Source organism: Pedobacter frigoris (assembly GCF_005116445.1).
Taxonomy (GTDB): domain Bacteria; phylum Bacteroidota; class Bacteroidia; order Sphingobacteriales; family Sphingobacteriaceae; genus Pedobacter; species Pedobacter frigoris.
Genome location: NZ_SWBQ01000001.1, coordinates 1,439,430 through 1,452,326, shown reverse-complemented (window position 1 = coordinate 1,452,326; position 12,897 = coordinate 1,439,430). Strand labels below are relative to the sequence as shown.

10 protein-coding genes are annotated in these 12,897 nt (G+C 42.5%); 8 read left to right on the top strand and 2 right to left on the bottom strand.

From position 1 onward, the window contains the following. Positions 1-47 precede the first annotated feature (47 nt). Complete coding sequence (locus FA047_RS06260) at positions 48-992, bottom strand: DUF3883 domain-containing protein (protein ID WP_136835089.1); 945 nt, start codon at positions 990-992, stop codon at positions 48-50. A gap of 178 nt (positions 993-1,170) precedes the next feature. Between FA047_RS06260 and FA047_RS20425 the strand changes: the two genes are divergently transcribed. Further along, positions 1,171-1,320 carry a hypothetical protein gene (locus tag FA047_RS20425; RefSeq protein WP_169304325.1) on the top strand — a complete coding sequence of 50 codons (150 nt, stop codon included), beginning with the start codon at positions 1,171-1,173 and terminating at the stop codon, positions 1,318-1,320. 212 nt (positions 1,321-1,532) lie between these two features. Here the strand turns inward: FA047_RS20425 and FA047_RS06255 are convergent, their stop codons facing one another. Beyond that, positions 1,533-1,994 (bottom strand): DUF2059 domain-containing protein, encoded by a 462-nt coding sequence (locus FA047_RS06255; protein WP_136835088.1) that lies wholly within the window; start codon positions 1,992-1,994, stop codon positions 1,533-1,535. 430 nt (positions 1,995-2,424) lie between these two features. On the opposite strand from FA047_RS06255, the gene FA047_RS06250 reads away from it, so the two are divergent. The 7 genes from FA047_RS06250 to FA047_RS06220 all read left to right on the top strand — a co-directional run bounded on the left by FA047_RS06250 (position 2,425) and on the right by FA047_RS06220 (position 12,850). Beyond that, positions 2,425-2,991 (top strand): RNA polymerase sigma factor, encoded by a 567-nt coding sequence (locus FA047_RS06250; protein WP_136835087.1) that lies wholly within the window; start codon positions 2,425-2,427, stop codon positions 2,989-2,991. Between the two features lie 100 nt (positions 2,992-3,091). Further along, the gene (locus FA047_RS06245; RefSeq protein WP_136835086.1) at positions 3,092-4,246 is read left to right on the top strand and encodes a FecR family protein; all 1,155 of its coding nucleotides are present in this window, start codon (positions 3,092-3,094) and stop codon (positions 4,244-4,246) included. A 275-nt stretch (positions 4,247-4,521) separates the two neighbouring features. Further along, complete coding sequence (locus tag FA047_RS06240) at positions 4,522-7,893, top strand: TonB-dependent receptor (protein ID WP_169304324.1); 3,372 nt, start codon at positions 4,522-4,524, stop codon at positions 7,891-7,893. A gap of 11 nt (positions 7,894-7,904) precedes the next feature. Next, the gene (locus tag FA047_RS06235; protein ID WP_136835085.1) at positions 7,905-9,605 is read left to right on the top strand and encodes a RagB/SusD family nutrient uptake outer membrane protein; all 1,701 of its coding nucleotides are present in this window, start codon (positions 7,905-7,907) and stop codon (positions 9,603-9,605) included. A gap of 21 nt (positions 9,606-9,626) precedes the next feature. Further along, positions 9,627-10,073: a hypothetical protein gene (locus tag FA047_RS06230; RefSeq protein ID WP_136835084.1), complete on the top strand. Its 447-nt coding sequence runs from the start codon at positions 9,627-9,629 to the stop codon at positions 10,071-10,073. A 28-nt stretch (positions 10,074-10,101) separates the two neighbouring features. Continuing rightward, entirely contained in the window at positions 10,102-11,559 is a 1,458-nt protein-coding gene (locus tag FA047_RS06225) for a DUF5018 domain-containing protein (RefSeq protein ID WP_136835083.1), read from the top strand. A 22-nt stretch (positions 11,560-11,581) separates the two neighbouring features. After that, positions 11,582-12,850, top strand: coding sequence for an alpha amylase family protein (locus tag FA047_RS06220; RefSeq protein WP_205943247.1), 1,269 nt, complete (start codon positions 11,582-11,584; stop codon positions 12,848-12,850). Positions 12,851-12,897 lie beyond the last annotated feature (47 nt).

Sequence of the window (12,897 nt, the reverse complement as noted above, 5' to 3'; positions counted from 1 at the left end):
ATAGTGCCCAAGGAAATTTTATTTCCAGCCCTTTTCATATTGATTTGTTATTGACTAAGAGTTACAGACTTTTCTATCTTAAAGGCCACCGGACTTTTCACAAATTCCCCCTTTTCCAACAATCCAACTATTCCCTCAACGACCTCAATTTTAACATCTTTCGATGTAACCTTATTCACCAAATAAATCTGATAAGCAGCACCATGCCGCTCCGCTGCAGTCAGTTCGTTAATGGTGATTATAAAACTGGGAAAGGAGGGTGCGCTTGTCGCTTTTACCTCAATATATACTTCCTGACCATCCAGGCCTTTGTATGAGATATCATAGCCATCTTTTTCATTTTCTATAGCATGGTGTCTTAAAGTACTAGATTCTACTTCGGTCAGAATTTCCCGAAGGTATTTCATAACAAGGAGTTCGCCTTGATTACCATGGAGTGTAGATTTTTTTGAATTGTAATACTTGGGAGTGGAGCCCTTACCTTTTCCTTTTGATATTACAGGTTTTATCAATGAAGCAGTGGCGGGACTAATATTAACGTCGGCAATAGGAGGTAGCTCAGTCACCATAACTGGCTGTTCATCATTCTCAGTTCTTACTAAACTTAACTCGCCTAATTCCAGTATTTTATAGAATCGGTCTTCACTAATAGCCCTAACGGAATTCTGTCTGAAATGATTTGAAGTCTGAATGTCCTCTAAGTATTCACCATTTAGTTTAAAATTGACTGGTTGATTGAATTGGATGTAATTGGTAATGTCAGCGTAGTAGTCATCTAAGCTATCTGAAACAGGATAGATTTTTGTTATCTCACCGTAGCCGAAATATTGAGGCTGTTGGTTTCCTACCCGGCCTTTATAATAGATGATTTTCATACCAGGGCGGAGTCTGTTCAAATATCTATTTCTTGGGAAATGGTATCGTACGCCAGTTTTATCGTCCCATGCTGAGATTTCATTTTCAACAAGAATTCTAAAATTATCAAGAGCCATATTCAAAAATATGTTTATAAAATCAAAATATTGACATAATTAGCAATAAATTTTAAACTGTCTATCCTGAGTTGGTATTTGTTATAAAAATTCAATTATTGGATGAATTTAACTTGAGACAGACCAGAGAGATATTTTAAAGGAAATTACAATATACCTGTGCAACTTATGTTAAAAGATGATCCAGAAGGTGGTTGGGAGTATGAATCGAGACGATTTTTATGTATTGATGCAAAAGAGCTTAAATGATGAGTTTCCTGAGTACGAGGTTAAAATGGAAAAGAGGGATAAGGAGTATTTTATGATCCTTAGGGACAAGGATTACTGAAGGATGCTGCTTGGAAGTCACTTAACCGTCACTCGGTCCCCGTTTTTTCCAGCTTGGTGCAAAACGGGAATCAGACGGGAACCAGCCGGGATTCGACAGGGACTAATGTCTCGCGCAAATCCCGGCTGTTACACATATTAATCTACTTTGGTAGCCATGAGTTGTCCAGAGAGGTTTTATGGTTTTATAAAGCTTGATAACGTCTTAATCCCTTATTCTTTCATATATCCCTTTTCCATCAGCTTACTAATGACTTTTTCGCCAATCTTCTTTCCCCATTCCTGACCTATAGCCATAGACTCCTGTGTAATAAGAGGAGTTTTTTCTGCAAACTTGCGTCCAGCGGGAGATTCATAAAAGGCGATGATGCTTTTCAGGTCTGTCTCGGTCATGTATTTCTGATACACAGGTACCAGCAAAGCACCCAGATCTTTACCACCAAACTTAGAAATCTCAGTTTGCATTTCAGTCCAAAATTCTTCAGGAATAGCGGAATTGGACACCTGGGTCTTTAACATTGAAATCATCTGAGGGATCACTCCAATAAATGTCTTTGTAGAACCAGAAACCTCCAATAATTTGTTGAGTGTAGTGCCATAGGAAGTACTATCTTGTGCAGATGCAGCAAAGGATGTAGCGACAACGATCATCGCAGAGAACATTAATTTTTTCATAATTGGTTTTGTATTTAACGCTCCAAGATATGGAATTTTGATTTAGAATGCTTGTTCTTATGAGCCAAAGTAAATCCAGGACTAGTGTAAACACTGACCCGGTTGTTTGCATGGCTGCTCAGGCTAGTCACAGCTTAGGTTTAGCTTATGACTACTGCTGCTCTCTTCCTAGTCTTTTCCTACTCTCTTCCTAGTCTGCTCCTACTATTTCAGTATAAAAGTGGGATTGAAGCAAGCTGAGGGTAATTCGTTGGTCCATTTACAGGATTGTGAATGCTGACAATAGTAAAATAAAGTTTTTGTTTTTAGCTCAACTTTATATAGCTTTATTTTAGGTTGAGATTATGATAACCTGTATTTAACCTATATTCCAAATATAATACCTACCATTGACGTCAGATTTAGTAAATAATTATAGGAAGTTAGCCAAATGACGTTGAACTCCACATTCACGGACCAGGAATTATTGATCAACCTACGTAAGGGTGATAGATCTGCGTTTGATGAATTATACGAAAGACACTGGGATAAAGTATATAACCAAGCGTTTAAAAAACTTCATGATCCGGATCTTGCCAAAGATATTACGCAAGATGTGTTCATTTATCTCTGGACACACAAGGAAGGCAATTTCATAGACAACTTACCAGCCTACCTGTTTTCTTCCGTTCGGAACAACGTATTTAAAGCCCTAAAAAAAGAGGAAAGATTTCTTCCTATCAGTGACCTGGTGTTGAAAAGCAAGGCTTTTTACTCTGAAGCAGATGCTGAGCTTTTGCAAAAGGAATTCTTCAAAACCTATAATTCGCTTATTCAAGCAATGCCTGCCGCACAGCAAAATATTTATAGAATGCGCTATGAACAAGACCTTTCTACCACCGAAATTGCAGCGCAGTTAAACATTTCCAGGAAAACCGTTCAGAATCAGTTAATCAGGGCGGTAAACATGCTTCGGGCTTCATTAGTCACTATTGCTTTTTTGATGATCCAGAAGTAGTCAGATTCTGCTGACAGCTCAGCTCAAAAATATATTTTCATTTCTTATGGGACTTTTCCTTTTTCAATACTCATGTAGTTAATAGCCACCTATAAGAAAGATGAACAAAGAACAATACATAGAGATACTCAGCAAATATCTTAACGGCAAAGCAACTGCCGAGGAGGAGAATTTTCTCTTTGCTTATTATAACTTCTTTCTGGCTGATGCTGATGTGATGGAGATGTTAAGTGAAGAAGAGAAGCTGAAATTAAAGTTAAGCATTAAAGCCAATATAGATAGTAACATCGGTCATACGCTTTCAGTAGAACCAGTACAGCGAAAACTTAACACTTGGCCTCGCCTGGCTGGGGTAGCGGCAGCGGTGCTTTTGGTTATCGGCGCCGGTCTTTTCTATTATAGCAGATTTGGACACACTGAAGCCGATATTCAACCAGGCGGTAACAAAGCTTATTTAACACTTGGTAATGGTCAGAAAATTTCTTTGAACGATGTTGGTAATGGCAAATTAGCTAAAGAAGCAGGTGTGGAAATTAGTAAGACCGCAGATGGTCAGGTTGTATATTCGATCAGTAATGATACTAAACGTCATACTGATTTGATGAATACTATTGAAACGCCAAACGGAGGCCAATGTCAGGTACGTTTACCTGATGGTTCTAGCGTTTGGCTTAATGCAGGATCAAAGTTGATTTATCCAGTTTCTTTTGCAGGGAATGCCAGGCGGGAAGTCCGCTTGAGAGGGGAAGCCTATTTTGAAATATTAAAGGATAAAACTCATCCCTTCATTGTAAAATCGGCTGAACAGGAAATAAAAGTACTGGGTACACATTTTAACGTGAACAGCTATCCGGGTGAGCGCCTAACACAAACTACACTCCTGGAAGGCGCTGTGCAGGTCACTGCTCGCAATAGCAAGGTAGTTGTTCTAAAGCCTGGTCAGCAGGCTTCTGTAGATCGTGAAAATGATCTGGAAATAAAAGTGACGGAATTTAAAGATCTTGAGATGGCAATCGCCTGGAAAAATGGTAATTTTTATTTTGTAGATGAAAGCCTGGAGGGGGTGATGAAGAAAATAGCACGTTGGTATGATTTGGAAGTTGTATTCCAGGACAATGCCGGGGAAATTAAAATGGGAGGGTTAATCTCCAGAAAGGTAGTGCTTTCTCAAGTCCTGGGACTTTTGGCAACCACCACATCTTGCGACTTTAAAGTAGAGGGAAGACAGATATTAATCAAAAAAAGAACCAAATAACCCAAATATCCACCACTAATTAGCTAATATGAACAGAACTATACGACAGCGGTATTAATCATCAATGGGTAACTAAAAAAGAAACCGAATAGTGAGTCGAAGCACTATCCGGCAGAATTTGAGTTAACCCCCCGGGACCTGATCTTCATCAGTCCGGGAAAAATAGTTGTTTCGAACCTTTCATGTATTAACCCAAAGTAACCAAAAGTATGTATAAATTTACTTTTAACCAAGGTATTTCACGGCTGTGGATACCACCTAAAATATTTCTAATTATGAGAATGATCATAATTATCCTAATGGCGACCATGATGCAGGCCATTGCAGTCACCGGTTATGGCCAAAAAGTTACCATCACTAAAACCAATGCTTCTATTGTTGATGTTTTCGTGGAGATCAATAAGCAGACAGGGTATAATTTTTTATATACCAACCCAGTGATAAAGGATGCAAAGCCTATTAATTTAAATGCAAAAGAAAAAGACCTGGAAGAAGTATTGAAGCTATGCTTTAATAACCAGCCTTTTACTTATGTAATTGAGAATAAGTCAATTATTGTCAAGGAGAAGCCGGCCGGTTTGCCGGAAAGCCAGGTGGCCATCATTCGGGGTATTGATGCTTCCGGTAGGGTGGTAGACTTGGAGAATCAGCCTCTTCCGGGGGTGACTGTAAAGCTGAAAGGGACTGCGAAGGTTGTGATAACAGATGCGAATGGCAATTTTCTGTTAAAGGATGTGGAAAAAGGAGCAGAACTGCAGTTTTCTTTTGTGGGCTACGTCACCCAGGTGCATAAGGTAGATGGAAGCGAGTTTATCCGCATCACGCTTAAGCCAAGTGTAGAGATGATGAATGAGCTTGTTGTGGTAGGTTATGCCAGGCAAAAGCGCGCCCATCTGACAGCTGCTGTTTCGCAGGTTTCAGCGAAAGAACTTACCCGGGCACCGATGCAGAATTTATCGAATATGCTTACGGGGAAACTGCCGGGGTTAACCAGCATCCAAAGCTCTGGAAAGCCTGGAGCTGACGGAACTGCTTTGTATGTGCGCGGACTCAATTCCTTTGCAGGTAATAATGGTCCCATGATCCTGGTGGATGGCGTACCGCGTCCTATTGATAACGTCAATCCAAATGATGTGGAATCGGTCTCTGTACTGAAAGATGCTGCAGCTGCTATATATGGTGTTCAGGGTGCAAACGGGGTGATTTTGATAACTACCAAAAAAGGAGAAGCAGGTGCTGCAAAAATATTCTATAATGGCGCGGGCGTATTGACACAGAATACGGCCATGCCGGATTATCTGAATGCAACGGACTACATGTACTGGAACAATAAAGCCAGGGAATTGGATGGACTTACACCCATGTGGAATGCGGCTATACAAAATAAGGTGCTTAGTAATGATGCTAATAGCATCTATGGAGAGACCGATTGGCTAAACAAGATCTTCCGCACCGGAGTTGCCCAACAACATAATGTTTCTGCTTCTGGTGGTACGGAAAAATCAAAATATTTTGCCAGTCTGGGCGTGATGAACCAGGAAGGTACATTGATCAACACAGGCTTTAAACGATATAATGTGCGTACCAACCTTGATGTTGAGGTGGCCAGGAATTTAAGATTAACCGCTGGTTTGGCAGGATTACGCTCGGATAGAAAATGGCCGGGTGTACCCATTGGAAACCAGACTGAGTTTGATCCTATCCGGCAGGCAGTATCCACTATACCTATTATCAAAAGTGAATATAATGGACTGCCTACAGCCTGGCAGGGTTCAGCTTATAACGTTAATGGGTATGCAGCATTAACGGAATCTGGATTTATCAATCAGACCAGATGGACAATGGATACCAACTTCCAGTTGGAGTACGACTTTTCAGATCTGTCACCTGTGCTGAAGAACCTTAAAGTATCGATGTTCGGGGCATATAATTATAGCAATACAACGGATGCCAATTACAGTAAATACTATGAACTGTACAGTCTTAACAATAACCTGGACGAAGGGATCGTAGGTGCAAGTGGTTTTTCTCAGGATAATGCCTTTTCCAAATCAGCCTCCTGGGGTGATTCTTATCTATGGCGTCCACAGGTTGATTATTCCCGGGATTTCGGCAAGCATTATGTAGGGGCGATGTTCTTGTTCGAAACCAAGAAAAGTTACTCTGAAACGATGACAGGATCTAAACGTGGATATGTGACTGATGATCCTGTGGACCTGTCGCTGGGATCCACGTTTGGGACCACACCGGTATCCGGATCGCATGTTTTCTCTGGCGGGCAGGCTTCTTATGTTGGTCGTCTGAATTATGGTTATGATAATAAATATCTGGCAGAGGCTGCTTTCCGCTATGATGGTTCCTATATTTTTGCACCGGGCAATCAATGGGGATTCTTTCCCTCTGCTTCCTTAGGATGGGTGGTATCAAACGAGGATTTCTTTGCGAAAAGTTCTTCCGCTATAAACCTTTTAAAATTGCGCGCAAGCGCTGGCAGGTCTGGAAATGATGCCGTGAGCCCTTTCCAGCATAACTCTTTATTTGCTCTTGCAAGCAATAGTATGGTGCTGGGCGGTGAGGCAGTATCTCAATTTTATTCGATCAGTCCTTATCTATACCGCAATCTGAGGTGGTCCACAACCGATAATTATAACATAGGTCTTGATATAGATCTATGGAATGGGAAATTGGGCATCGAAGCTGATGTGTTTTATAAGTTGACAAAGGACATCCTGGAGTCTCAGGGAGGCAACTATCCGAGTTCTTTGGGTGGATATTATCCAAGTTTTAAGAACTCAGGAAAGGTAGAGAATAAAGGTTTTGAGGTGATTCTGAAGCATGCAAACCGGATTGGACAGGATTGGAACTACGCGGTAAAAGGATCATTTGCCTTTGCACGGAACAAGGTATTGTCGCGGATTATTGTAGACAACAGACCCAATTACCGGGCTGCTATTGGTGAGTCAATGGGCGCACGCTACGGTTATGAGGCACTGGGTCTCTTCCAATCGCAATCAGAAATTGACAATTATCCGGCAGCACCTTCAGGATTCCTGAGGCTGGGAGATCTGAAATATAGGGATGTAAATGGAGATGGTATCATTAGCTCTGAGTTTGATTATGTGAAAACGGGATATGGGCAGATACCTGAAATTAACTTCGCGCTGAACCTGGATCTCTCGTATAAGAATTTTTATGTATCTGCATTATGGCAGGGAGCCTCTAATGTGGATTATGAATTGGCTGGTGTATTCGATACGGGAGTAACATCCTCTACGCTATATACTTCTCCCTTTGGTGGCAATGGCAATTCTCCTTCCTATCTGATTGAACAAGCCTGGACACCTGACCATACAAATGCGCAGTACCCGAGGTTATCTACCGTAAGTAACGGCAATAACGCCTGGCAATCTACCTGGTGGGTAGTAAATGGAGAGTATCTGCGCTTAAAGAATCTGAACATCGGATATGATGTGCCGGAAAACCTTCTTCGAAAGATGCCTTTTAGCAGGGTTAATATTTTTGTATCTGGGACTAACCTGTTGACATTTAGTCATTTCAAATATGTTGATCCCGAGAGTCCTTCGGTAAGTAACGGTTACTATCCCCAGCAGAAGACATACAGTTTTGGTCTAAACGTAACATTTTAAGGAGATAAAAGATGAAAAATAGGATTTTAATGATATTTATGCTTGCGGTAACGCTAAGTTCACTGCAGGGATGTAAACAGGCGCTGGACATAGAAAATACGCAGAATCTCTCTGATCTTGCGGTATGGAGCTCCCAGACCTCAGCAGATATGTATGTGACTGCTGCTTACAAGACTTTTACGGATGTATCGCAGGTAGCAAACAGCCGTGGACAATATTTTGACAGTTATTCTGACCTGATGAAGTCGACTTCCTGGGACCAGTATAATCATGGTTATAATAAGGCCTTATTACAGGCAAGCAGCTTTGTTAGGGGAAGTGCGGGGCCACTCGATAGCTGGTCTGAGGTGTACACCGAGCGAATTCGCCGGGCCAACGTTTTACTGGATGATATTAAACGATATGGTATCCCTAAATTTGGGGAAGAATGGTGCAACATCCGTCGTGCTGAGGCTCGCCTTTGCCGGGCATTTTCTTACTATAGGCTAATACGTGTTTATGGTGGTGTTATCCTGCGTACTGACGTCTCAGGGGCAAATGGTGGGGTTGATGATGGAGCAGTAAGTGCTGATATACATCGTGCACGTGCCACGGAAGAAGAAAGCTGGGATTTTGTTTTGAACGAGCTGCTATGGAGTGCCGAACACCTGCCTCCATCATGGTCAGGCTCCTCTCAAGGCAGGGCTACCCAAAGAACCGCCTATGGCTTGCTCTCGCGTATGGCATTGTATGCGAAAAAGTGGCAGATGGCCATCGACGCAGCGGAGAAAGTAAAACAGCTTGGTGCTAGCCTGGCTCCTGATTATGCTAAAGTTTTTAAAGTGGATGGGGGACAGGACAATTCAGTGGAGATTTTGTTTCAATTGAGTTTTCTCAGCGGCAGTGTAACCCATAGTTATGATCGATACAACCGTCCTTTTGGTGATAGAGCGGTGTATACAACCGATGTGTATGCAGAACATGTGCCTACTGCAGAATTAGCCGATCTATACGAATTCAAAGATGGAAGCGACTTCTCCTGGAGTACGTATGCCGCCAACCACACCAATCCTTATACCGACAGGGAGCCCAGGTTCCAGGCCACCGTGTTGTACAATGGTGCGAAATGGGAAAACCGAACGATAGAAACGTTCGTAGGAGGTACGGATGGTTTCCAGGCCTTTACCCAGGCAGGATCTACAGGTGGGCGTACTTGTACAGGTTATTACCTGCGCAAATATCTTCAGGAAGGAAATGCCAACTTCGTGACCAATGGCAGTCACCAGCACGACGCGGTATTGCGCTATGCAGAGGTGTTGCTGAATAAAGCAGAAGCGTATGCAGAGCTTGACTTCAATGCGTTCCAAACGCAGGCGCTAGCTGCACTTAACGAGGTGCGTAACCGCGTTAACCTACCCTCTAAAACAATAGCCAATACCCCTACAAAGGAAATATTTATGGAATATCTCCGTAAAGAGCGTGCGGTTGAACTGGCTGGCGAAGGTTTCCGTTTTTGGGATTTGCGCCGTTGGAAAAGGGCTGTGACGGTTATCGACGGTAAAAATGCTCACGGAACAAGGATCACAAAAGCCGGCAACGGTTCGCTGACTTATGAGACAGTAGCAGTAGATGGAGGTTCGACCCGGATATTCCCTGAGAAGTATTATTACCTCTCTTTACCTACCTCGGAAACAGCAAACAACAAGTTAGTTAACAATAACTTACCCTGGTAATCGTAAACTTAAATTTTGAATATGAAATTATTATATACAATCAAGCCATACCTGCTCGGGCTTCTGATTACATTATTGCTGGCAAGCTGCGCAAAGGAAAATGAGGAATTTATTTTCGTCCATAAATCCAATATGATTACCCAGATGACCTGTAAGGCCTCTCACTCAGGCGGAGAGTTTCGGGGAGAGATCTATGAATTCAATAAAGAGGGGAAGCTGATGGAAGCCAGTGCCACACAGGGGGAGCTGGAGGGAGGTTATGGATTGATCCTTTTCCCGATTTCGGCAACATTGGCAAAGGATATTGACCTGACCAGTATTTATCTGAAGGCAACTGTTACCTATGATGAGCTCATTACGCCTTCGCTATCTGGGAGGCATAACATCTCCGGCGACGGGATAATCATTACCGTCACTTCCGGGGAGAGAACGAAACGCCAATACCGCATAAGAGGTTATTTTGAATAGTATGTTTAAAATTTTAAAGCATTAAGTTATGAAGACTATAAATTTTAGGTTACACACCATACTTGCATTGGTGATTGTATTCTGTCTGGGTGCCTGTAAGAAAGAGAAACCCGTAAGCGAACCCTCTATCATTACATCATTTTCAGTTGTTGGTAAGGACAAAGCGTTTTTTAAGGCAACAATCAATAAAGATAATACCATTACAATTAAGGTGTCACCTTATGTCAATGCTACGGAAGTACTGAAGTCGGCAGTGCCTACATTCTATCTCTCAAAGGGGGCTACCGTTTCTCCAGATCCGGGTTTACCCCAGAACTTCGCCCAGGCAGGTGGGGTAAAATATACGGTGACAGCGGAGGATAAGGTCACTAAAAAAGAGTACACGGTATCCTGGGGCGCTTCAGACCATTTAGCGGATGGTAAGGGTTTCAGCTATGCGGAAATCGGCACGAGCAAAAATTTTGTAGAATTAGGTTATCCGGGTGTGTATAACAATTTTAACCTGGCAGATTCAAAATTGTATGGTGACTTGAATGTGTACCATGCCTATTGCGGGGATAATATTGTGCTGCTTTCAAGGGTATACGTAACCAGCGATGTGAATTCGCCTCATGGAATTAAGGTAATTGATAAAACGACACTGCAACCGGCAGGGACATTCAATTTAGGACCGATTGCTATCGGGGAGCTGATGATGATCTCTTCAGATTACAAAGGCAAGTGTGTAGGGGCGGTCGTTAAAAATGGAGAAACAGAATTTTTCTATTGGGGGAAACCTACAGACGCACCAAAATCGATCGGAAAAATTGCTGTAAATGCGGCCCCAACGACAGATGGTTCCAGTAACTTTCAGGTTGCCGGTGATATTGCGGGTAACGCCTGGATAACTGCCATGGCGCCACGTACGGCTAAAGGCCCTCATTACCGCATTAAAGTGACGGGCGGAAAACTCGCTTCAAATTATTCCACGATCGAAACGGGGTACTCCAGCACGGATTGTACCGGTTTTCAGATGATATCGCCCTCGAATGCTTCAGATGAGCCGAGTTATATTGTGGGTGATACCCAGGGTACCGCCAATGCGGCCAATAGCATTAAGGTTTACCAAAATACCTTTGGTGGTTCGACTACGAGCGTAATGCCGGGCCTATGGCAGAATATTCTGCAGACCTGGTGGGTAGGTACGGGATTCTCGACTGCACGTACCGGAGGCAAATCTCCCTTTGTTTCGGGGATGGTAGTCAATGGTAAAAATTATGCGCTGGTTACCAGTGGTACTTCGTTCTGGCACGCAGCTGCGGTGCTTAACGGCGATTTGCAGACCTTGGCGCATGAAAACCTGAATATTGCATTCTCAATGAACAGGGCATGGAGCTATGGAGCCTGGGGTGATTGGTATTATGATGAAGTAGCCAAAGAGGCCCATGTTGCTATATGGTTTGGACGCTACGGATTGAAGACTTATAAATTAACCTGTTTCGAATAACCAGCACCAATCTATTACTGCTATGTATTTTTCAAGATACCTTATATATTTATTGATTCCAATCCTGTTTACGGCCTGCACGGGTTTAAAAAACACGACAGTCAGCAGCAAAGAAAAGCCAAAAATATTATGGTTTGATTCGGAAGCTAACTTTAAGCGGTTTTCTTCTAAAGACAGCATTTGCTATTATCTTGATAAGGCTAAAGGGGCTGGATTCAATGAAATTGTTGTCGATGTTAGACCAGTGCAGGGCGATGTCCTTTATAAAAGTGAAATTCTCGAGCCTTTAACCGGTTTTGGAGATGGCTATGAATACAAACGGGATTGGGATTACCTGCAGTTTTTTATCGAAGAGGCACACAAGAGAGCATTAAAAATCACCGTATCGGCAAGTATTATGCCCGTTGGGCTTTTGCACACGAAAAGCGGTCCGGCCTACAGGAGTAAGTATTGGGACGATAAAATTTCCATTGGAAATACACCGGAAGGTTTAAAAAACATGAAGGAGATGGATTACTTAGGGGTTTTCCTTAATCCCAATCTTTCCTCTGTCAGAACTCTGGTAAAGTCTTACGTCCATGAGATCGTAACGAATTATGATTTCGACGGTTTTGCGCTTGACTATTGCCGTTTCGCAGATGTCCGCTTCGATTTTTCAGATTCTTCCCGCGTTGCTTTCGAAAAATATATTCACAAGAAGGTAGAAAGATTCCCTGAGGATATCTTTAGTTATAACAGCAAGAAAGAGCGCGTCCCTGGAAAATATTACAAAGAGTGGTGGGAATTCCGGGCAATGACCGTTCGGGATATTGTCCGGGAGCTCAAACAGGTGATTAAATCCAGGAAACCAGATATGAAGCTAACCTATTGGGCCGCTTCCTGGATCAACGGTACTTATATAAACGGACAGAACTGGGCAAGCAAGGGATATTTTGATGCTGCTAAATCTTATCCGGAATGGGCTACTGAGAACTACAAAAATGCAGGCTTCGCCGATGAGCTTGACGCCTTTATGGTGGGGGCTTATTTAAACGATCTGTATGGAATGGACAATAATGAATCGATCGAATATGCCCTTGACCGGGCCAATAAAGTGATTGGCAAAGACACGAAGGTATTCGGCTCGCTGTATGCGTTAAACCATAAGGAAAATATGGCAGATGCAGTTTATCTAACGCTGGAAAAAAGTGCCGGGCTGATGGTCTTCGATATTGTACAAGTTATCAATTTCAATCTGTGGGACAGTATTAAAAAAGGCATAGACAGGGCCGAATCACACGAAAAAATATAATCCATAAGCTTTGCAAGCTTTATAATCTTTAAAAGACAAATTATATA